Here is a 20785-nt window from a genome sequence, read left to right on the forward strand (position 1 = left end):
AGTCACCGTGCTCAGATTCAGGCTGCGTGCAGCATTGACGCGGGTGCTGCCTGCGCTTTGCACCAGGGCGCCCATGAGTTCTACGTCGCGCCCGGCGCTGGCGACCAGGGTGCCGGCATCCCCCGTGACGTACAGGCCCGCGACCCGGCTGATGTCGGTGGAGTGGGTTTGCAGGCCAGTGCCGCCACCCGCGCCCCCGACCGAGCCCAGCATGCCACCGCCCGATGCAGCGGGTGCGCTGGCCTGGGCTGGCGCGCCGCTGCGGCTCTCCAGCGTGGTGGTTTGCACCAAGATGTCGCGCCCGGCGGTGGCCGAGAGGCTGGTTTTGGCGATGACGGCGCCGCCGATGTTCTCAATGTCCTGGGTGGCGGTGAGGTTGACTTCCTTGCCTTCGATGCGGCCCGCCAGGTTGCGCACGTTGGTGGCGTTCAGGGTTACGAGTTCGCGGCCTTGGATCGTGGCGCTGCTGTTGCTGATGTCGCCGGTGGTGCTGAGGTTGACGATGTTGCCTGACATGACACCGCCCAAGAGCGCGCCGTTGGCGGCCAGGTCGCCGCTGCGGGCCACGGCATACACCTGGGGCACCAAGACCTTTTGGGTACTGCCGTCCGCCAGCGTGACTTCTTGTTGCACCAGCCAGACGATGTCGCTGGTGAGGCTGGCGACTTGTTCGGCGGTCAGCGCGATGCCTACGCGCAGGTTCAGGGGCTGCGCCAGGGTGACGCCGGCGGTCATCAGGGCCTGGTATTGCTGTTCGTCAGAGCTGTAATTAGCCAGGCGGGCATACCCGGTCAGGCGCGCCACTTGTTCGTTGACCAGGCGCTGCTCGTAGAAGCCGTCTCCCATGCGTTTTTGGGTGATGTCGGGGTCTGCGCTCAGGGCTTGCAGCATGAAGTCCGAGCTCAGCCAGATTTGTTTGTTGGTGAAGGCGGGATTGGTCTCGATCAGGTAGCTGGCATTGCTGCTGGCGGCAAACAGGGCGGAGTTGGGCGTGGTAGTGGTGCTGGGGGTGGTGCTGCGGCTTTGCGTCACAGCCGGGCCTATGGTCTGGTTGCGGGCGATGAGGTCGGTGCTGGTGGTGGTGCGCCAGCGGCGTTCAGAGTGGCAATTCCAGGGGCAATCCAGACCGTTTTCCATGTAGGTCACCACAACGGTGTTGGCACGGCGGGTGGCGACCTGGTCTGTCAGGTCTATGCCCCGGTTTTGCAGCGCGGCGCTGCCAGTGGCGTTGACGGTACCTGCGGCGAGGATTTTGCTGCTGCTGTTGAGCGCGCTGGTGCTGGCGTCCAGCACCATGTCTGCGCCAGAGCGGATGATGGCTTCGCCATTGGGCCCGGCAATGGCGACTGCCCGGTAGTAGGTGTCCACCCACGTGTGGGTGCAATCGCCCCCACAGTCTGCACTGCCATTGGTGGCAGGGGTGTTGGGGTCCACCTCGGTCCGGTAGCTCAGGCTGCTGTAGGTGTTGGCAAGGGTCTGTGTGCTAACCGTGACGTTGCCTGCGGCCTCCAGCGTGGCACTGTTGTTGGTCACGGTAGTGGCGCGGCCTGTGGCCTGGCCGTTTGCATCCAAGGCGCCGCCAATGGCCAGCGCGCCGGCGCTGTAGATCAGCGCGCCTTCTTGGTTGTTGAGCGTGGTCACGCCAATATCCACCCGGCCTGCGCTGTCGCGTGCGGCGATGGCGGGGGCCGTGTCCGTGGCACTCGCTGCGGCGTTATTCAGGGTGGTGGCGGCAATGGCCACGCTGCCGCCATAGATGGCTCCACCCGTGCTGTTGTTGACCGTGGCAGCGTTGATGCGGGTGGTGGCCGTGCTGTTGAGCGTGCCGGTGTTGGTGAGTTGGCCGTCAGCACTCAGGGTGAAACTGCCTGCGTTGGCTTGCAGGCTGCCTGCGTTGTTGACGCCTGCACCCTGCCCTGTGGCCAGGATGGTGATTTTGTTGGCATACATGCCGCCTATGGCTGCGACATCAATGGCCACAGCCCCTGCACTGCCGCTGCTGTTGTCTGCAGTCACGCGCAGGTCCTGGGCGTGGACCGCCCCTTGCAGGATGATTTTTTGTGCCTGGAGCTTGGTGATGCCGGTGGTGGCCGTGTCCAGCCCGCTGCCGCTGACAGTGAGGGTGCCGCCGTTCACCTGGTAACCGGTGAGGGTGTTGCCGCTGAACTGGGGGGTGCCGGTCGTCAGCGTGGCGCCGCTGGCGTTGATGAAGCCGCCGCCGTTCACGCTGATGCCTGCCGGGTTGGCGATGACGACTTCGGCCTTCTGGCCGGCAACTTCAATGTAGCCGCGCAGCTGGCTGGGATTGGTGGAGCTGACTTCGTTGAGGATGATGCCCGCACTGCCCGAGGCCAGATTGGGGTTGCCTGCCACCCAGCCGCCCAGCTGGGTGTTGCTGTTGACGGCGGCGTTGTTGAGGATGAGGCCGCTGCTGCCTACGTCGAACTGGGTGTAGCGGTTGCGGCTGACACCATTGACCGCGCCTGTGATGTTGACCTGCGTGACGCCGCTGGCGGTGTTGGTCAAATTGGGCCGCTGGGCCGCCGGTGCTGCGCCATTGACGACGATGGTGGTGGTGGCTGGTGTTGTTTGCGCCCATGCGGCCGGAGTAAGCCAGGCCGGGGGCGCCAGGATGGCTATTGCCACTACTATGGATTTGATAGCTGCTCGCGCAATGTCTATCTGGGCTGGAGGGTGATTGGATGCTGAAACACCAGCTCCGCGGGTGGCTGTACCTTCATTCTGGCCTGGGCCGCCACTGTGGCTGCTGGACACCTCCGACACCGCCACACTAAAGCCTCTGGCTGCGTTGAAGACGAGGCGATACAAGTCTTTATTCATGCTGAATTCCCAGTTCCTAAAGCGCGTAGTTCAAAGAAAAGCCTGCCGTTGATGGAGGCGTGCGAACCGTCGATGGCGTGCGCAAGGGGTGGCCTACGAAAGCGTCGAATTGCAGTTTTTTGTACTGAATGCGCCAACCCAAAGCGGTACCCGCCATAAAACGATCAGACAGGCCATTGGCGCTTGGGCCGTCCACTTCACCCATATCCACGGCCACATAGAGTTGGCCGGCGCTGGCGCCCAGGTTCCACTGCAGGTCTTGCCGCAGCAACCAGCCCGCATCGCCGCTGAGAGTGCTTTCTCCATCGAAGCCCCGAATGGTGTAGCGACCACCCAGGTTGAAGCGGTCTGGCGAGGCCAGTGCCACATCCGTGGCTTGCAGACGAAGATTGGCCTGGTAGCCCAGGGGCAGCGCCCAGGGAGTCCACGGAGTGTTCCAGCTCAAGTCTGCGGTGTAGAAAGTGGGGCGGGCGGTGCCGGTGTTGCTGGACTCTTCGGGCGCATCAATGGCTTCAAAGTCGCGCGTGCCGCGCTTGTAGGCCACATTGGCCTGCAGGGTGCCTTGGCCTAGGAATACCTTGCGCTCCAGGCCCAGTTCCCACAGGGCGCTGGCTCTGCGCTGAACCAATACCTCGGTGCCGTTGATGTAGTTGCGTGCGTGGCGCTCTGTGGCTTTGAGGTAGGCCGTGTCTTTGCTCGTGGCATCCCGGTACACCACGCGGCTGGCCTTGAGTTCGGTGCTGCCACTGCCGCCGCTATAGATGTAGCCGCTGGTACTGCCGGTAACGGTTTGGTAGTAGCTGCTGTCGCTGGCCGTGAGGCCAAAGGCCCAGTACCCCCAGGGAAGAGAATAGTGCAGGGTGTTGCTCTGGTTACCCCGGGGCCCGGGGTCGCCGCCTTGGGCGTCGTTGCCCTGGCTGATGTAGAGCAGGTCATTCAAACCCAGCGGGTTGTCCCAAGACAAGGTGGCACTTCCTTGGTATTTGCCCGTTGATTTGGAGCCGCTGTCGTCGAAGCTGAAGCTGGCCCGCAACGGAAAGCTACTTTGCTGGCGGATGAGCAGGTCGCTTTGATCGGGTGTGCTGGCGGGGGCGATCTGGATATCGGCCTGGGCGGTGGGAGCGCGCTGAAAGTTTTCCAGAGCCTGCTCGATGTCACGCAGGTTGAGGATGTCGCCCTCGCGCATAGGCAAGGCGCTGCGCAGAGTGCGCGGGGGAATGCCAGCATCGGACTGGACGCCATGGAGGGTACCGGGCAGCACGGTAAACACCAGATTGCCTGTACTCAAGTCTTGAGGCTGCACCAGGATGCGGCTGGTGACAAAACCACGTGCCACCAGGGCCTCTTGCGCACGTTGCTGCAAGATGCCCACCCCTTGGGCGCCTATGCATTTGCGCAAGGGGCTGTCGTCTTTGGCGGAGCCGGACAGCTGGTCCAACACCCAAGAGAAGGCCCCCGCGTCCTTGCCGCTCAGCTCAATCTGGCGCACCGGAAAACATGGTGACTCTTGCGCCGGCAAACGCAGCGCACTGGGGCTTTGCGCATCGGTGCGTACATCGCGGCCGCGCTCTTGCTGATCGCGCAATTGCGCATCACGTTCCTGGATGCGGCGCTGCTCTGCGGCATCCCGCTGCGCATTGGTCAAGTTTTGTGCATGCGCCCCCAGCGAAATTAACAGAAAGAAAGTGGCGAGCTGGAGACATCTAGTCGGCCGCTGCAGCGGGGAGTCGGTGGGCATGTGAGGAGTGTGGAAATTGAAGGCTCATGAGGCACCCACCAACGATGGAAGAGTACGCAAAAAGAGCGCGGACTGTAGCTGGACACAGTCCATATAGACACCACCCAAAAGAGTGATTTCCACAATTAGATTGTTAATAGTTGTAATTTTTCACAACTAAGCGCGAGAGGTATTACTGAATGCCGTAGCCATACAGCCAAGGCACATCCAACAACTTTTCGCCCAGCAACTTCATCGACACATCGCGGGCTACCCGCATTGGGCCTTGCAGGTGAAAAATCCGGCCGTTGCGGATAGCCCGGGCTTGCACCCGCGCGTTGCGCTGCCACCGCGCAGCGGCATAGTGGGCCAGTGCAGCAGGCAGGTCGGCCGTATGCGCTTGCAATGACAACGCGAGTTGCTGCGCATCTTCAATCGCCATGCCGGCGCCCTGAGCGAGGTAGGGGCGCATGGGGTGCGCTGCGTCGCCCAACAAGGCCAGCCGGCCTATGGCCATTTGATGGGGGCCCTGCAAAGGAGGCCGGTCACTCAAAGGCCACAGGCGCCAGTCGTCAATGGCGTGAACCAGATCCAGCAGCCCACTCCCCGCGTAGGCCAGCCGCGCCCGCAACTCCCCGGCGTTGGCGCTGTGGTCCCATGCCGCGGGGTCACCCACGATACTGCCATGAACGATGACCACCACGTTCAGCCACTCGCCGCCGCGCACCGGGTACTGCACCGCGTGAAAATCCGGCCCCAACCACGCGGTGACCACCTCTGAGCGCAGGGCTTCCGGCAAGGCAAACTGCGGCACCATCGCCCGGAAAGCCAAGTGCCCGGTAACGCGGGGCGCACCATCGTTGAGCCATTGGCTGCGCAGCTTGCTCCATACACCATCTGCCGCCAGCACGCAGGCGGCAGACTGCTCGCTGCCGTCCTCACTGCGGAGTTGCACCCGCTGGCCTGCCGGGCTTGCACTGGCAATCCGGGTGTTGAGCTCCATGTCCACGCCGCCCAGTTGCTCCACCGCCTTGCGCAACAGCGTGTGCAAGTCCTGCCGGGCAATCGTGGCGTAGGGTGCGCCATAAGTGGCTTGGGCTCTGGCGCCCAGGGGCAGCATTCCCAGCAAGCGAGTCGTCAGGGCACTGCGTATTTCCAGCCGCTCGGGGAAAGAAGCCACCTCTGCCAAGCCCTGCTCCAGACCCCAGCCTTGGAGGATGCGGGTGACGTTGGGGCCGAGCTGAATGCCCGCCCCCACCTCGGTGAAAGCCGGCGCCTGCTCGATCAGGCGCAGACCCTCGCCTTGAAGGCCAAAGCAGCCCTGCCGCCCGCAAGCCAGCGCAGCTGCCAAGCCACCAATCCCCCCGCCCACGATCACCATGTTGTGTTCCATGCACGGGATTTTGCCGCCTTGCGCGAGTGGCCCGCCTGCGCCAACGCAAAACTCTGTTCGAAGGGAGTGGCCGTACCAGCCCAACCGGTGATGCGATAAATACCGCGCGAGATAGGAGCCGCCTGGATATGCCCATCAACATCCCCTCTCGGCCGGGCACGAGGCCCGCCGCGTTGCCTGCGGTCAGCGGTGTGCGCCCTGCACATGGGCCGCACCGGCTGCCGCAGGGCCGGCGTGCGACAAGCCGTCGAGAATGCGGCAGTGCTCCGCATCGGCCGTGCCTTCGCACAGGGCCCGCAAGTCCTTGAGTTGCTTTTCCAGCGCCCGCAGCTCCCGGATCCGCTTCACCACGTGATCGATGTGCGTATCCAACACCGCATTGACGCCGGCACACGGCCCACCCGGCGCGTCTTGAAACGCCAACAGCGTCCGGATCTCTTGCAAGCTCATATCCAGACTGCGGCAATGCCGCACAAACTGCAAGCGTCGGGTGTGGGCTTCGGTGTAGTGCCGGTAGTTGGCATCTGTGCGGGCGGCAGCGGGCAACAGGCCTTCCCGCTCGTAGTAACGGATGGTTTCGACCGCTGTGGATGTGGCCCGGGCCAACTCGCCGATTTTCATGCTGCACCTCGCTCTGTAGATCGGCAGTGTAGCGCTTGACTCTGGAGTTACTTCAGGGTTTTTAATAGAGGCAACTCAAGGAAATCACCATGTCTCACGCCTGCGAACACCACACCCCCGCTGCCAGCACCCTCACCGACCTGCCCCGCTACCGCAGAGTGCTCTGGACAGCGCTGATCATCAATGCGCTGATGTTCGGCATCGAGCTGCTCAGCAGCTGGCACGCCGGCTCGCTCTCCTTGCTGGCCGACTCCATTGACTTTGCCGGCGACGCGCTGAACTACGGCGTGTCCCTGGCCGTGCTGTCTGCCGCGCTGGCCTGGCGTGCGCGTGCAGCGCTACTCAAGGCGCTCAGCATGATGGGCTTTGGCCTGCTGGTGCTGGGCCGCGCGGCCTGGAGCCTGTGGCACGGTAGCGTGCCCGACGCCACCACCATGGGCGTGGTGGGCTTTATGGCGCTGGCGGCCAATGTGGCCGTGGCCTGGATGCTCTATGCGTTTCGCGAGGGCGATGCCAATATGCGCAGCGTGTGGCTCTGCTCCCGCAATGACGCCATTGGCAACATCGCCGTGATGCTGGCCGCCCTGGGCGTGCTGGGCACCGGCAGCGGCTGGCCGGACTTGCTGGTGGCCGTGGGCATGGCCGCGCTGGCGCTGCAAGGCGGCTGGCAGGTGTGGCGCCAGGCGCGCCGTGAGTTGCAGGCTTAGCTGGCTACGGTAAAGCGCTTCTGGATGTGTGCGGGCTTCTCGATTTCATCGACGATGGCCACAGCCATGTCTTCCACCGAAATGCTGCCGGGCGCGCCGCCTTCGGCCCACAACGGTGCATCAGCACCCACACGGTACTGGCCGGTGCGCACGCCGGGGTTGAGCAGCATGGCGGGGGACAGGAAGGTCCAGTCCAGTGTGGTTTCTTTCTGGATCAGGGTCAACGCATCGCGGGCGGCAGAGGCAGCCAGTTTGATTTCTGCCGGAAACTCAGGCGTGTCCACCAGCTGCACACCGGGCGCTACGAACAAGCTGCCTGCGCCGCCCACCATCAAGAAGCGTTTCACGCCGGATTGCTTCACGCCTTCAAAAATGGCGTGGGTGGCTTGCAAGAAGATTTCGGCAATCTTGGGCTCGGTCCAGCCGGGGTTGTAGGCGCTGACCACGGCGTCGTGGCCGGCGGCGGCTTGGGCAATCTGGGCGGCGTCCAGGGCATCGGCAGCCACCACGGTCAGGCCGTGCTGCGCGGCCAGCTTGTCCGGGTTGCGGGCCAGCACGGTGACTTGGTGGCCACGGGCCAGAAACTCGGCGAGTACGGGGGTGCCCACAAAACCGGTGGCGCCAATCAAAGCGATTTTCATAAAAAACTCCTGGGTGAACGGGTTGAAACAGAAGCCGCTAGTTTGATTACTTCACAAGCTCTTGAATAGACGGTAAATTTCGCCTTCTAGATGAAGTAAAACTTAACAATTGACGGTATTTCTATGGACCAACTCAAACGCATGGCGGTGTTTGCCGAAGTCGTGGCTGCCGGCAGCCTGAGCGCCGCAGCGCGCCAACTGGGCATGACGCCCTCGGCTGTCAGCCAGCACCTGCGCCAGTTGGAAGAGGCCTTGGGCCTGGCACTGCTGCACCGCTCCACCCGCAAGCTCACCCTCACCGAGGCCGGGGCGCGCTATGTGGAAGGCTGCACGGCCATGGTGGCTGCGGCGCGGGCCGCCGACCAGGCCCTGGTGTTGCACCGCGATGAGCCCGAAGGCGAGCTGCGCATCACGGCCCCCATCGGCATGGGGGCGCTGCTGGCGCAGGCTCTGCTGCCGCTGAAAGACCACGCCAAGTTGCGCATCAGCCTGTTGCTGGACGATGCGGTGCTGGACTTGATTGACGAACGCGTCGACATTGCGCTGCGCACCGGCAGCCTGCCCGACTCCAGCCTGGTGTCGCGCAGGTTGGGCACCATGGAGGCGCAAATGTGCGCCTCGCCCGCCTACCTGGCTCAACACGGCTGGCCTCAGCACCCGCGCGATCTGGCGCGCCACGCCTGGCTGGGCGGGCGCCCCGCGGGCACCGGGGAAGAGAGCTTGCTGCTCCGGGGGCCGCAGGGCGAGGTGGAGCGCGTGCAAGTGATGGGGCGGGTGCGGGCTTCGCAGGTCACCGTGCTGCATTCGCTGTGCGTGGCCGGCTGGGGCATCAGTGTGACGGTGACCGAAGACGACCGCCGCGCCATGGCCGATGGCCGCCTCGTGCAGGTGCTACCCGACTGGAAGCTGCCCGAGTTCGTGATCCATGCCGTGACTCCGCGGCGTGGCGAGCAGCCGGCCAAGGTGCGGCACGCGCTCACCCTGCTGGCGGACTACTTCAGCAAGCTCTGAAGACCGCGCGGCTGCCGGGGTCGCACTTGTCGCCCTGGTGCTGGACAAGCAGGCGCACTGCGGCAATAAAGCCCTTATTGCAACCAAAAAGCACCAGAACCATGAGCGAGACAAGCCACCCCGTGCAGACCCACCACCGTATTTGCCCCTTGTGCGAAGCCTGCTGCGGGCTGGAGATCAAGGTGCAAGACCAAAAGGTCATCAGCATCCGCGGCCACGAGGCTGATGTGCTGAGCCGGGGCTACATCTGTCCCAAGGCGATTGCCCTCAAAGACCTGCACGAAGACCCCGACCGCCTGCGCGCCCCGCTGATCAAGCGCAATGGCCAACACGAACCCGCGACCTGGGAAGAAGCCTTTGCCGAGATCGAGAAGCGCCTCCCGCCCCTGATGGCAACCCACGGCAAACACGCGGTCGCCATGGCGGTGGGTAACCCTTCTGCCCACAAAATCGGCCTGCTCACCTATTTCGGCAAGCTGGCGCGCGCCATCGGCAGCCGCAATGTGTTTTCAGCCTCCACTCTGGACCAGATGCCCAAGCAGCTAGCTAGCGGCCTGATGTTTGGCCACTGGCTCTCCACCGCCCTGCCCGACATCAGCCGCACCGATTTGCTGGTAGTCATAGGCGCCAACCCGCTGGCCAGCAACGGCAGCATGTGGACCGTGCCCGACTTCAAGGGCAAAGCCAAAGCGCTGCAGGCCCGGGGCGGCCAGCTCATCGTGATTGACCCGCGCCGCACCGAAACGGCGGCCGTGGCCGATGCGCACCACTTCATCCGCCCGGGGGCCGACGTGTTTTTGCTGGCGGCCATGGTGCAGGTGCTGTTTGCCGAAAACCTGGTGAACCTGGGACGCGTGGCGCCATGGGTGCAAGGCGTTGAAGAGGTGCGCACAGCGGTGGCCGGCTTCACGCCTGAAGCTGCGGCGTCTCGTTGCGGCATGCCGGCCGACACCATCCGCGCGCTAGCGCGCCAGATTGCCAGCACGCCCAAAGCGGCGGTGTATGCCCGCATAGGCACTTGCACCCAGCAGTACGGCACATTGGCCAGCTGGCTGGTGGATGTGCTCAACACCCTGACCGGCCACCTCGACATGGAAGGCGGCATGCTGTTTGCCAAGTCGGCCGCCTTTGCCAGCAACACCGTGGGCAAACCGGGCGTGGGCAAAGGCGTGAGCACCGGCCGCCACCATGCCCGCGTGAGCGGTGCACCCGAGGTGTATGGTGAGTTGCCCATGACCTGCATGGCCGAAGAAATAGAAACACCTGGCGAAGGCCAGGTGCGTGCCTTGATTACCGTGGCCACCAACCCTGTGCTCTCCAGCCCGGACGGCCCGCGCCTCGCCAAGGCGCTGGACTCGCTGGACTTTATGGTGAGCCTGGACATTTACCTGAACGAAACCACCCGCCATGCAGACGTGATCTTGCCCGGCCTCTCGCCGCTCGAAGACTTGCACTACGACGTGGCCTTCCCCCAGCTCTCGTGGCGCAACCACGCGCGCTACAGCGCACCGGTGTTGCCCCGCCCCGAGGGCCAACCTGAAGAGTGGCAAACCCTGCTCAAGCTCACCGCCATCGTGCAAGGCCAAGGCGCCGGGCAGGATGCCAACCTGCTGGACGACCAGCAGTTTGCCGACGACGCCGACCGCCTGTTCGGCCCGCATGCAGCTGCGGTGATAGCGGCAACTAATGGCTTACGCGGCCCGCAGCGCGGCCTGGATGTAGCGCTGCGCAGTGGCCCCTACGGCGACCAGTTCGGCTTGAAGCCCAAGGGTCTGAACCTGCAGAAAGTGATGGCCGCCAGCGACAGCGGCGGCATTGACCTGGGTGACCTGCAGCCCCGCATTCCCGAAATGCTGCGCACCCCCAGCGGCAAGGTAGAGCTTGCACCACCCCTTTTGCTACAAGATTTAGAGCGCGCTGCGCAGGATCTACAAGGGCTAGCGCCCGATTTGGTCATTATCGGCCGGCGTGATGTGCGCACCAACAACAGCTGGATGCACAACCTGCCCACGCTCGCCAAAGGCCCCTTCCGCTGCTCCGCGCTGGTTCACCCGGCCGATGCCGCACGCCACGGTGTGCAAGACGGTGCCATGGCCACCCTGCGCAACGGTCACCGCAGTGTGCAAGCCCAAGTGCAGTTCAGCACCGACATGATGCCCGGCGTGGTCAGCTTGCCGCACGGTTGGGGCCACAACCTGCCGGGCGCGCAACTGCGGGTGGCGGCGGAGCGCCCCGGCGCCAACATCAATGCCCTGCTGGACGACCAACTGCGCGACCCGCTCTCGGGCAATGCGGTGCTGGGCGGCGTGGCCATCACCATGGAGCCAGCCGCTACGGCCTGAGTGGGCTGCTAGAGCAGGGCTTGCCCTGCGGCGCGCACCACACACTGGGTGAGCCGCTCCAGCTCCGGCAAAGGTTGCAGGGCCACCTGCCAATACAGGGGCACATCCAAGGTGCGGCCCGGCACCAACTCCACAAGCCTGCGTTTGCTCAGGTGCTCTTGCACCGACAACAGCGGGTTCATGCCCCAACCCACGTCAGCCAAGGCAGCATCCACAAAGGCCTGCGATGAGGGTAGCCGGTGCGCGGGCAAAGACACATCTCGCCGCACCTGACGGCGCACCCAGCGCTCCTGCAGCCGGTCGTTGCGGTCAAACACAATACTGGGCGCCCGCGTCAGCGCGTCTGCGGTGACGCCGCCGGCAAAGTGTGTTTGCACGAATGCCGGTGAGGCGGTCGCGCAGTAGCGCAGGGTGCCCAGCTTGCGCACCTTGCAGCCCTGCACTGCCTTGGCGTGCGAGGTCACAGCCGCCAGCACCTGCCCGCGGCGCAGCCATTCGCTGGTCTGGTCCTGGTCGTCCACCGCCACATCGAGCAGCACGCTACTCTGCGCGCAAAACTCGCGCATGGCATGCACAAACCAGGTGCTGAGCGTGTCGGCATTGATAGCTACGCGGATGGTGCTGCGCGCCAGCGGCGCATCGGCCGGGGCCAGTGCGGGCAGGTCGCGCCGCAAATCGTGCTCCAACATGGCCACCGAGTCCGCATGGCGGCAAATGCGCGCACCCGCCTCGGTGGCGGTGCAAGGCTGGCCGCGCACCACTAGCACCGCGCCCACCCGCTCTTCCATCTGGCGGATGCGCTGCGACACCGCCGAGGGCGTAATGTGCAGCTGCCGCGCAGCCCGCTCAAAGCTGCCCTCGCGCACTACAGCGGCCACCGTCGCGAGCAAAGTAGATTCCAACATAGCAGTCCGGATGAAGTTTGGCTAATCTCAGCGTAGCAGATTTCAGGCCCCGCGAGCCACTTGCACCTGCATACTGCGGGCCTATGCAAGACACCTCTAACCTGTTGTACACCGCCCTGCCCGCTTTGCCGACTGTCATGACCGGCCTGTCGTTGAGCCTGTCGCTCATCATGGCTATCGGTGCGCAAAACACCTTTGTGCTGCGCCAAGGGCTGCGCCGCGAACATGTGGCGGCTGTGGTGGCCACCTGCGCCTTGCTCGACATTGCGCTCATGACGCTGGGTGTGAGCGGGCTGGCAAGTGCCCTGGGCAACTACCCCCGCGCGCTCAATGCCCTGGCACTGGGCGGCGCTGCCGTGGTGGCCTGGTACGGCGCTATGGCCCTGCGCCGCGCACTGTCGCCCCACGCTATGCAGGCCGAGCTGCAAGGCGCGCCCCAGAGTCTGCGCAAAACCGTGGCACAGGTGCTGGGTATCAGCCTGCTCAACCCCCATGTCTACCTGGACGCGGTGATTCTGGTGGGGGCCGTGGGGGCCCGGCAAGCCGAAGGCCTGCAAGGCTGGTTTTTGCTGGGCGCGGGCGGCGCAAGCGCGCTCTGGTTCGTCACCCTCGGGTTCGGTGCGCGCCTGCTCAGGCCGCTGTTTGAGCGCCCGGTAGCCTGGCGGGTGCTGGACTTGCTGGTGGCCGCCATGATGGGCCACATTGCCTACCAGTTGTGGGTGCAAGCGGCCGTGCTGTAGGCTCGGGCCTCTTTGATAGAGGAGCTCGATATGAATTGGTTGGATCTGGTCACCGTGCTGGCGATTGCGCAGTACATCTGGTTCGGAGTGCTGGTGGGGCAGGCCCGTGGGCGCTACGGCATTCATGCGCCGGCCGTGAGCGGGCACGATATCTTCGAGCGTTACTACCGGGTGCACATGAACACCTTGGAGCTCTTGGTTGCCATCGTGCCTGCCATGTACCTGGCCGCTCGCTACTGGTCGCCGACATGGGTGGCAGCGGCTGGCGCCGTCTACGTGGTGGGCCGTTTCATCTATTTGCGCGCCTATGTCTCTGACCCCAAAACCCGCTCCTTGGGCTATGCACTCAGCGCCTTTCCGCTGTTGGGTTTGCTGGTCGCGGTCATTGCAGGCGTGTTCATGGCGGCTTAAGCGCCGCGGCCTGCCGGCAGGTCAGTCTGCCGGTGCGGCATCTGCAAGGTCTATCCAGACGACTTGCCCGCTGCCGGCGTCGTTCAAGCGAGCCACCAGAGCGGGGGCAGCATGGGCAGGCAGCGCAAACGCCAGCTCCACCCGCTCACCGTGTTGCACCTCGCCCAAGGTAGCACCGGCGGCTTCGAGTTCTCGGCGCACCCGGCCTTCCAGCGGGTATGGCACCGCGCATTGAAGCGCCAGCATTTTCACAATAGCCACCTTTTCGACCTGCAACAAAGCCTGTGCCACCGTGTCGGTATAGGCCCGCACCAGCCCGCCCGCACCCAGGTTCACCCCGCCGTAGTAGCGCACTACCGTTGCGAGCACGCCTTCCAGATCCTGGTGGCGCAATACATCGAGCATGGGGCGCCCGGCGGTGCCACTGGGCTCGCCATCGTCCACCGCCGCGGAGTGGCCGCCCGCCATCAAGGCCCAGCACACATGCGTGGCCGTCGGGTGGGCAGCCCACAAGTCCGCCACCACTTTTTGCGCCGCAACGCGGTCCGCCACCGGTTGTACACAGCCGAGGAAGCGGCTCTTTTTAATCAGTAGTTCGCTGTGCGCCGGTGCGGCTAGGGTGTGAGGCATTTGAATAAAACCATGCTCTAGCCCTTGTATTGATTGTGCCAGCAGCTATAAAAATAGGAGCAATCAACTTGCTGCGGGTGTCTTCAGACCATCCAGGTAGGCGTCCAGCGCGGCCAAGCCTACGGCTTCGAGGTCAAAGGCCTGCGGGTCCAGCAGCCAGTTGTATTTGAGCCCGCCGATCAGGGCAAACATGCCCAGAGTGGCGGTGCGTATGTCCATCTCGCGGCGCATGTAGCCTTTGTCTTTGGCGATCTGCATCAGGCGGTGCATATCGTCGATGCACTCATTGCGGCCGGCGATTTGTCGCTCGCGCAGGTTTTGTAGCTCGTCGACATATTCCACCTTTTGGGTGGCAATCTCAAACACGCGGCGCACCTGGGGGTCGTTGGCAATGGTGTGCAAAGCGGCCGCGGTGTTGCGGCGAATCTTCTCCATCGGGCGCTCTTCGTCCTGCGGGGTGATCTCGGTCATGCGGGCCATCATGGGCAGGGTGACCCGCTCCATCATGGCGTGAAAAAGCTCGCCTTTGTTTTCGAAATGCCAGTAAATGGCACCACGGGTCAGGCCCGCGTCTTTGGCAATTTCTTGCAGCGAGGTGCGCGACACCCCGCGCTGGTGAAACACACGTTCAGCAGCGTCAAGTATCAATTCACGGGTGGCGAGGGCGTCTTCTTTGGTTTTGCGGGCCATGGTTTGACCTCATAGAAATGTGTGGGAATTGTAGTTTTTCTTAAACATACATTCGTGCATGTATGTATACTAACCCCCATTGCCGCGGGTTAGTTCTGTTTTTATCGAGGGTTTGCCCTAAATCAAACCGCTGGCGAGCCCCTCACCCCGATTGCCTCCCCAACCACCTTTGTCACAAGGGAAATCTGTATGTCGCTGCTCAGTCAGACCCAGGGCTTTGCGCCCGCCTTCTCCTCCGGCCGCTTTGCCTTGCTGGCGATTCCTTTGGCTGTTGTTCTGGCCGCTTGTGGCGCCAAAGACAGCGCGCAAGGTGGCGGCGCCCCCGGCGGCGGCATGCCGCCGGCCCAAGTGGGTGTAGTTACGGTGGCCCCCCAATCGGTCGCTCTGCAAAGCGAGTTGCCCGGCCGCGTGAGCGCCTTGCGGGTGGCCCAAGTGCGTGCCCGTGTGAGCGGTGTGGTGCTGCAGCGCATGTTCCGCGAAGGTAGCGAGGTCAAAGCCGGTCAGGTGCTGTACCAGCTGGACGCTGCCCCCTACCGCGCCGCCTTTGAGAGCGCCCAGGCCACAGTCGGCAAAGCCCAGGCCACCCTGGCTCAGGCCACCGCGCAAGTGGAGCGCAACAAGCCCCTGGCAGAGGCCAACGCCATCAGCAAACAAGAATTCACCACCCTGCAGACCACCCAGCGCCAAGCTGAAGCCGATGTCGGTGTGGCCAAAGCTGCCGCAGAAACGGTCCGCATCAATCTGGCCTACGCCACTATTACCGCCCCGATTTCGGGCCGTATCGGCCAGTCTTCGGTGACCGAAGGTGCCTTGGTGGGTGCGGCAGACGCAGCCGCGTTGGCCACGATTCAGCAAACCGGCTCGGTGTATGTGAACTTCACCCAGTCCAGCACCGAAGTGCTGCGCCTGCGCAAAGCTATTGCCTCCAAACAACTGCGCGCCTCGGGCGATGGCTCGGTGCCGGTGCGCATCGTGCTGGAAGACGGCAGCGAGCTGCCCAAAGCCGGCAAGTTGCTGTTTAGCGACCTGACGGTAGACGCCACCAGCGGCCATATCACCCTGCGCGCTGAAGTGCCCAATGGCGATGGCCTGCTCTTGCCCGGCCAGTATGTGCGCGTGCGCCTGTCGCAAGCCGAGCTGCCATCGGGCATTTTGTTGCCACAGCAAGCCGTGACCCGCACCAACCAGGGCGACACCGTGCTGGTGGTGGGTGAAGGCGGCAAGCCCGGCCCACGCCCGGTCAAGGTGGGCAACGCGCAGGACAACCAGTGGGTGATTCTGGACGGCCTGAAAGAAGGCGACCAGGTCATTGTGGACGGCTTCCAGAAAATGATGGTGCCCGGCGCACCTGTGAAGCCCGTGCCTTGGAATGGTGGTGCGCCTGCTGCCGCCCCCGCCCCCGCTGCAGCCGCCTCGGCGGCCGGCAAGTAAATCATTACGAGGCAACCCCTTATGGCTCAGTTTTTTATCAACCGCCCCATCTTCGCGTGGGTGCTTTCGCTGTTCATCATGGTGATGGGCGGCGTCGCTATTACCCAGCTGCCCATCTCGCAATACCCGCCGGTGGCTCCACCGGCCATTGTGGTCAACGTAGCCTATCCCGGCGCTTCGGCCCAGGCACTGGAAGACAGTGTGCTGAGCGTGATCGAGCGCGAAATGAATGGAGCCTCCGGCCTGATCTACATGGAATCGGTGTCGCAGGCCAACGGCTCCGGCACCCTTACCCTGACCTTTGAGACCGGCACCAATGCCGACCTGGCCCAGGTGGATGTGCAAAACCGCTTGGCGCGCGCCACACCGCGCCTGCCTGCGGCTGTGACGCAGCAAGGCGTGCGGGTTGACAAGTCGCGCTCCAACTTCTTGCTCTTTACCATGCTGGCCACCGACAACCCGGACACCAGCACCATCGAGCTGGGTGACTATGCGTCGCGCAACATCGTGCCCGAGCTGCAACGCCTGCCCGGCATCGGCCAAGCTCAGCTGTTTGGTACCGAGCGTGCCATGCGCATCTGGCTGGACCCGGCCAAGCTGGCCTCGTTCAACTTATCGACGGCTGAAGTGAATGCCGCCATCAGCGCGCAAAACGCGCAAGTGTCTGCAGGCGCCATTGGCGACCTGCCCAACATCACCGGCCAAGGCATTGCTGCCACGGTGGTGGTGAGCGGCCAGCTCGGCAGCGTGGCGCAGTTCGGCAATATTGCCCTGCGCTCCAACGCAGACGGCTCGGCCGTGCGCCTGAAAGACGTGGCCCGCATCGAATTGGGTGCCCAGGCCTACAGCACCTCCGCCCGCCTGAACGGCAAGCCCGCCATTGGTATCGGCGTGCAGTTGTCTCCCAGCGGTAACGCCATGGCTGCTGCCAAGGCGGTGCGTGCCCGCATGACCGAGCTGGAAGCCTACTTCCCGCAGGGCATGAAGTGGAGCATTCCTTATGACAGCTCGCGCTTCGTCAATATCTCTATCAAGCAAGTGGCGCAGACGCTGGTCGAGGCCGTGGTGCTGGTGTTTTTGGTGATGTTCCTGTTCTTGCAGAACTGGCGCTACACCGTGATCCCGACCATCGTGGTGCCTATCGCGCTGCTCGGTACCTTCGGCACGCTGTTGGCGCTGGGCATGTCCATCAACGTGCTCACCATGTTCGGCATGGTGCTGGTGATCGGTATCGTGGTGGATGACGCCATTGTGGTGGTCGAAAACGTCGAACGCATCATGAGCGAAGAAGGCTTGCCGCCGCTGGAAGCCACCAAAAAGGCCATGGGCCAGATTTCGGGCGCCATCATCGGTGTGACCGTGGTGCTGATTGCCGTGTTTGTGCCGCTGGCATTCTTTGCCGGCTCGGTGGGCAACATCTACCGCCAGTTCTCCACGGTCATGGTGGCGTCGATCGCGTTCTCGGCCTTCCTGGCCCTGTCGCTCACCCCGGCACTGTGCGCAACCCTGCTCAAACCGGTGGTGGCCGGCCATGCCCACGCCAGCACAGGCTTCTTCGGCTGGTTCAACCGCCGCTTCACTAGCACCGCCAAGGGCTATGAAAGCGTGGTCCAGCGCTTGCTGAAAAAGGCAGGCCGCTATCTGGTGGTGTATGTCGCCATCATCGGCGCTGTGGCCGTGGTGTACATGCGCTTGCCCACCTCGTTTTTGCCGGCAGAAGACCAGGGCAACATCATCGTCAACGTGCAGTTGCCACCCGGTGCTACCCAGCAGCGCACCACCAGCGTGATGGAGCAGGTCGAAGGCTTCATCCTCAAGCAGCCCGATGTGGAGAGCATGGTGGCCGTGATTGGCTTCAGCTTCTCCGGCCAGGGCCAGAACGCTGCGCTAGGCTTTGTGACGCTGAAAGACTGGTCTGAGCGCCAGGGCCCCGGCCAATCGGCTCAAGCCTTAGCCGGCCGCGCGTTCGGCGCGCTGATGGGTATTCGCGATGCGTTCATTTTCCCCTTGAGCCCGCCCCCCATCCCTGAGCTGGGCAATGCATCGGGCTTTACCTTCCGCCTGCAAGACCGCTCCGGCAAGGGCCGCGACGCCCTGTTGGCCGCTCGCAACCAAATGCTGGGCATGGCGTCGAAGAGCAAGGTGCTCACCCAGGTGCGCCCGGACGGCCTGGAAGACGCGCCGCAACTGCAAATCGACATTGACCGCGACAAAGCCAGTGCCTTGGGCGTGAGCTTTAGCGCGATCAACAACACGATTTCGACCGCGCTGGGCTCCAGCTACGTGAACGACTTCCCCAACCAGGGCCGTCTGCAACGGGTGGTGGTGCAAGCCGACGCCACCGCGCGTATGCAGCCCGATGACATCTTGAAGTTCAACGTCATCAACACCAGCGGCAAGGCCGTGCCTTTGTCGGCATTTGCCTCCACCCGTTGGGCCAACGGTGCCATGCAGACCGTGCGCTACAACGGCTACTCGGCCATCCGCATCAGCGGCAGTGCAGCGCCCGGCTTCAGCACGGGTGAGGCCATGGCCGAGATGGAAAAACTCGCCAGCCAGCTGCCCCCGGGCTTTGGCTTTGAGTGGACCGGCCAGTCCCGCGAAGAAAAGCTGGCTGGCTCGCAAGCCACTATTCTTTATGCGTTTGCCATCCTGGCGGTCTTCTTGTGCCTGGCCGCGCTCTACGAGAGCTGGTCGATCCCGCTGTCGGTGATTCTGGTGGTGCCACTGGGCGTGCTCGGTGTGGTACTCGCAACCCTGTTCCGCGGCTACGCCAATGATGTGTATTTCCAGGTGGGCCTGATCACCATCATCGGCTTGTCGGCCAAGAACGCGATCTTGATTATCGAGTTCGCCAAAGACTTGCAAGCTCAGGGTAAGACGGCCGTTCAGGCCGCTTTGATGGCAGCGCATCTGCGCTTCCGCCCCATCGTCATGACCTCGCTGGCCTTCATCTTGGGCGTGCTGCCCTTGGCCATTTCCAGCGGCGCCGGCTCGGCCAGCCAACGTGCCATCGGCACCGGCGTGATCGGCGGCATGGTGGCGGGCACCATCCTCGCGGTGTTCTTTGTGCCCATCTTCTTTGTGGTGGTGCGCAGCATCTTCAAAGGCAGCGAACGCCAACACCAGTTCGACGTACAACACGGACACCAGATCGGAGCCGAATCCCATGAGTAAGCACTCTTTTGCACGCCCGGCCCTGCGCCTGGCCACCCTGTCGGCGGCCCTGTGGCTGGTGGGTTGCAGTTTTATCCCGACCATGAGCCGCCCGGCGGCGCCGGTGCCCGCTACCTTTGCCGATGTGCCGGCAGCGCCGGCCGGCGCGCGCGCTGCTGCAGATATTGAGTGGCAAAGCTTCTTCAAAGACGCGCGCCTCAAGCGCCTGATTGAACTGTCTTTGGAAAACAACCGCGACCTGCGCGTGGCGGCCCTCAACATCGACGCCACCCGCGCCAAACTGCAAGTGGCGCGCGCCGACCAGCTGCCCACGGTGAACGCCGGCATCAACGGCAGCCGTGGCCCGGCTGCCAGCGGCGCCATCACCAGCAGCTACACCGCAGGCCTGAGCGTGACCTCCTATGAGCTGGACTTTTTTGGCCGTGTGCGCGCGCTCAGCCAAGCGGCCCAGTCGCAACTGCTGGCGACCGAAGAAGCCCGCAAGACCGTGCAGATCAGCCTGATTGCGTCGGTAGCCAACACCTACCTCACGCTCTTGGCCGACGACGAGCTGCTGCGCGTGACCCGCGAGACCCTCAAGACTCGGCAAGAGAGCCTGCGCCTGATGCAGCTCAAGTACGACAACGAAGCCGCCTCCAAACTGGACCTGAGCACCGCCCAGAGCCAGCTTGAAGCTGCCAAGGTATCGCTGGCCCAGCAAACCCGCCAACGCGCACAAGACGAGAGCTCGCTGGGGCTGCTGGTGGGTCAGGCTTTGCCGGCCGATCTGCCTGCCGGCCTGAGCCTCGCGGAACAAGGCTTTTTGAGCGACTTGCCCGCCGGTGTGCCGTCGGAGTTGCTGGTGCGCCGCCCTGATGTGCGCCAGGCCGAGCAAAACCTGCTGGCTCTGAACGCCAACATCGGTGCAGCACGTGCGGCCTTCTTCCCGCGCATCACGCTCACCGCCAGCGCAGGGGTTGCCAGCAACGACCTGGAGCAACTGTTTAGCAACGGCACCAGCGCCTGGACCTTTGTGCCCCAGTTGCTGATGCCCATCTTCGATGCGGGCCGCAACAAAGCCAACTTGGAAGCAGCCAAGGTGAACAAAGACATTGCCATCGCCCAGTACGAAAAGGCCATTCAAACCGGCTTCAAGGAAGTGGCCGATGCACTGGCCGGCCGCGCCACCCTGGGCGACCAACTGCAAGCCCAGACCGCCCAGCTCGCCGCTACCCAGACCACCATGCAACTGACCGACCTGCGCTTCAAAGCCGGTGCAGCCAGCTCGTTTGATGTGCTGGAGGCTCAACGCTCTTTGTTCGCAGCCCAACAGGCACAAGTGCAGGTGCAAACCCAGCAACTGCAGAACCTGGTGACCCTGTACAAGGTGCTGGGTGGCGGGTGGACGGAAACAGCTGCAGAGCCAAAATAATAGTCAAATCGGGGCCTAGCCCCCGTAGATACTGCGCAAACAGCTCCTAATTTAGGAGCTGTTTTTGTTTATGGGTGGAATATGTAAATGGCGACTCTGCACGTTTACGCAGTGTCT

At 63.7% G+C, this 20785-nt stretch carries 16 protein-coding genes; 8 read left to right on the top strand and 8 right to left on the bottom strand.

All coding sequences use genetic code 11. The features are described from left to right. The 4 genes from QZW03_RS02160 to cadR form a co-directional block, all read right to left on the bottom strand. Positions 1 to 2841: filamentous hemagglutinin N-terminal domain-containing protein (locus QZW03_RS02160; protein WP_296507892.1), on the bottom strand; the 2841-nt coding region annotated here is incomplete at its 3' end. Between the two features lie 16 nt (positions 2842 to 2857). Further along, positions 2858 to 4579 carry a ShlB/FhaC/HecB family hemolysin secretion/activation protein gene (locus tag QZW03_RS02165; protein ID WP_296507894.1) on the bottom strand — a complete coding sequence of 574 codons (1722 nt, stop codon included), beginning with the start codon at positions 4577 to 4579 and terminating at the stop codon, positions 2858 to 2860. A 172-nt stretch (positions 4580 to 4751) separates the two neighbouring features. Further along, entirely contained in the window at positions 4752 to 5951 is a 1200-nt protein-coding gene (locus tag QZW03_RS02170; RefSeq protein ID WP_296507895.1) for an FAD-dependent monooxygenase, read from the bottom strand. 183 nt (positions 5952 to 6134) lie between these two features. Continuing rightward, positions 6135 to 6572, bottom strand: a complete 438-nt coding sequence (cadR, locus tag QZW03_RS02175; RefSeq protein ID WP_296507896.1) for a Cd(II)/Pb(II)-responsive transcriptional regulator — start codon at positions 6570 to 6572, stop codon at positions 6135 to 6137. Positions 6573 to 6661: 89 nt separating this feature from the next. Between cadR and QZW03_RS02180 the strand changes: the two genes are divergently transcribed. Then, positions 6662 to 7279 (top strand): cation transporter, encoded by a 618-nt coding sequence (locus QZW03_RS02180; protein WP_296507897.1) that lies wholly within the window; start codon positions 6662 to 6664, stop codon positions 7277 to 7279. Here the strand turns inward: QZW03_RS02180 and QZW03_RS02185 are convergent. Then, a complete protein-coding gene (locus QZW03_RS02185) occupies positions 7276 to 7920 on the bottom strand; it encodes an NAD(P)-dependent oxidoreductase (RefSeq protein ID WP_296507899.1) in 645 nt (214 codons plus the stop codon). The genes QZW03_RS02180 and QZW03_RS02185 overlap by 4 nt on opposite strands. A 123-nt stretch (positions 7921 to 8043) precedes the next feature. Between QZW03_RS02185 and QZW03_RS02190 the strand changes: the two genes are divergently transcribed. After that, positions 8044 to 8931, top strand: a complete 888-nt coding sequence (locus QZW03_RS02190; protein ID WP_296507901.1) for a LysR family transcriptional regulator — start codon at positions 8044 to 8046, stop codon at positions 8929 to 8931. Between the two features lie 101 nt (positions 8932 to 9032). Then, the gene (locus tag QZW03_RS02195) at positions 9033 to 11273 is read left to right on the top strand and encodes a molybdopterin-dependent oxidoreductase (protein ID WP_296507903.1); all 2241 of its coding nucleotides are present in this window, start codon (positions 9033 to 9035) and stop codon (positions 11271 to 11273) included. 8 nt (positions 11274 to 11281) lie between these two features. On the opposite strand, the gene QZW03_RS02200 is transcribed toward QZW03_RS02195, so the two are convergent. Then, positions 11282 to 12178 carry a LysR family transcriptional regulator ArgP gene (locus QZW03_RS02200; RefSeq protein WP_296507904.1) on the bottom strand — a complete coding sequence of 299 codons (897 nt, stop codon included), beginning with the start codon at positions 12176 to 12178 and terminating at the stop codon, positions 11282 to 11284. Between the two features lie 83 nt (positions 12179 to 12261). Between QZW03_RS02200 and QZW03_RS02205 the strand changes: the two genes are divergently transcribed. After that, complete coding sequence (locus QZW03_RS02205; RefSeq protein WP_296507906.1) at positions 12262 to 12918, top strand: LysE/ArgO family amino acid transporter; 657 nt, start codon at positions 12262 to 12264, stop codon at positions 12916 to 12918. A gap of 30 nt (positions 12919 to 12948) precedes the next feature. After that, positions 12949 to 13329, top strand: coding sequence for an MAPEG family protein (locus QZW03_RS02210; protein ID WP_296507908.1), 381 nt, complete (start codon positions 12949 to 12951; stop codon positions 13327 to 13329). 21 nt (positions 13330 to 13350) lie between these two features. Here QZW03_RS02210 and QZW03_RS02215 read toward each other — a convergent pair whose 3' ends face one another. Both QZW03_RS02215 and QZW03_RS02220 read right to left on the bottom strand, forming a co-directional pair. Further along, positions 13351 to 13959 (bottom strand): YigZ family protein, encoded by a 609-nt coding sequence (locus QZW03_RS02215; protein WP_296507910.1) that lies wholly within the window; start codon positions 13957 to 13959, stop codon positions 13351 to 13353. 63 nt (positions 13960 to 14022) lie between these two features. Continuing rightward, on the bottom strand, positions 14023 to 14649 hold the full coding sequence (locus QZW03_RS02220) for a TetR family transcriptional regulator (protein ID WP_296507912.1): 627 nt from the start codon (positions 14647 to 14649) through the stop codon (positions 14023 to 14025). 189 nt (positions 14650 to 14838) lie between these two features. Between QZW03_RS02220 and QZW03_RS02225 the strand changes: the two genes are divergently transcribed. Genes QZW03_RS02225 through QZW03_RS02235 form a run of 3 tightly spaced genes read left to right on the top strand, consistent with a single transcriptional unit; the run spans position 14839 to position 20668 of the window. Further along, the gene (locus QZW03_RS02225) at positions 14839 to 16080 is read left to right on the top strand and encodes an efflux RND transporter periplasmic adaptor subunit (RefSeq protein WP_296507915.1); all 1242 of its coding nucleotides are present in this window, start codon (positions 14839 to 14841) and stop codon (positions 16078 to 16080) included. Between the two features lie 21 nt (positions 16081 to 16101). Next, positions 16102 to 19257 carry an efflux RND transporter permease subunit gene (locus tag QZW03_RS02230; protein ID WP_296507917.1) on the top strand — a complete coding sequence of 1052 codons (3156 nt, stop codon included), beginning with the start codon at positions 16102 to 16104 and terminating at the stop codon, positions 19255 to 19257. After that, the gene (locus tag QZW03_RS02235; RefSeq protein WP_296507919.1) at positions 19250 to 20668 is read left to right on the top strand and encodes an efflux transporter outer membrane subunit; all 1419 of its coding nucleotides are present in this window, start codon (positions 19250 to 19252) and stop codon (positions 20666 to 20668) included. Before QZW03_RS02230 ends, QZW03_RS02235 begins: the two co-directional genes overlap by 8 nt. Positions 20669 to 20785: the final 117 nt, after the last annotated feature.

It is taken from the genome of Rhodoferax sp. (assembly GCF_013297935.1).
Classification (GTDB): domain Bacteria; phylum Pseudomonadota; class Gammaproteobacteria; order Burkholderiales; family Burkholderiaceae_C; genus Allorhodoferax.

Excerpts from the sequence above, each read along its gene's own strand:
- QZW03_RS02235 (WP_296507919.1), top strand. The coding sequence starts at position 19,250 with ATGAGTAAGCACTCTTTTGCACGCCCGGCCCTGCGCCTGGCCACCCTG.
- QZW03_RS02195 (WP_296507903.1), top strand. The coding sequence starts at position 9,033 with ATGAGCGAGACAAGCCACCCCGTGCAGACCCACCACCGTATTTGCCCC.
- QZW03_RS02170 (WP_296507895.1), bottom strand. The coding sequence starts at position 5,951 with ATGGAACACAACATGGTGATCGTGGGCGGGGGGATTGGTGGCTTGGCA.
- QZW03_RS02165 (WP_296507894.1), bottom strand. The coding sequence starts at position 4,579 with ATGCCCACCGACTCCCCGCTGCAGCGGCCGACTAGATGTCTCCAGCTC.
- QZW03_RS02190 (WP_296507901.1), top strand. The coding sequence starts at position 8,044 with ATGGACCAACTCAAACGCATGGCGGTGTTTGCCGAAGTCGTGGCTGCC.
- QZW03_RS02180 (WP_296507897.1), top strand. The coding sequence starts at position 6,662 with ATGTCTCACGCCTGCGAACACCACACCCCCGCTGCCAGCACCCTCACC.
- QZW03_RS02210 (WP_296507908.1), top strand. The coding sequence starts at position 12,949 with ATGAATTGGTTGGATCTGGTCACCGTGCTGGCGATTGCGCAGTACATC.
- cadR (WP_296507896.1), bottom strand. The coding sequence starts at position 6,572 with ATGAAAATCGGCGAGTTGGCCCGGGCCACATCCACAGCGGTCGAAACC.
- QZW03_RS02220 (WP_296507912.1), bottom strand. The coding sequence starts at position 14,649 with ATGGCCCGCAAAACCAAAGAAGACGCCCTCGCCACCCGTGAATTGATA.
- QZW03_RS02215 (WP_296507910.1), bottom strand. The coding sequence starts at position 13,959 with ATGCCTCACACCCTAGCCGCACCGGCGCACAGCGAACTACTGATTAAA.
- QZW03_RS02185 (WP_296507899.1), bottom strand. The coding sequence starts at position 7,920 with ATGAAAATCGCTTTGATTGGCGCCACCGGTTTTGTGGGCACCCCCGTA.
- QZW03_RS02200 (WP_296507904.1), bottom strand. The coding sequence starts at position 12,178 with ATGTTGGAATCTACTTTGCTCGCGACGGTGGCCGCTGTAGTGCGCGAG.
- QZW03_RS02230 (WP_296507917.1), top strand. The coding sequence starts at position 16,102 with ATGGCTCAGTTTTTTATCAACCGCCCCATCTTCGCGTGGGTGCTTTCG.
- QZW03_RS02225 (WP_296507915.1), top strand. The coding sequence starts at position 14,839 with ATGTCGCTGCTCAGTCAGACCCAGGGCTTTGCGCCCGCCTTCTCCTCC.
- QZW03_RS02205 (WP_296507906.1), top strand. The coding sequence starts at position 12,262 with ATGCAAGACACCTCTAACCTGTTGTACACCGCCCTGCCCGCTTTGCCG.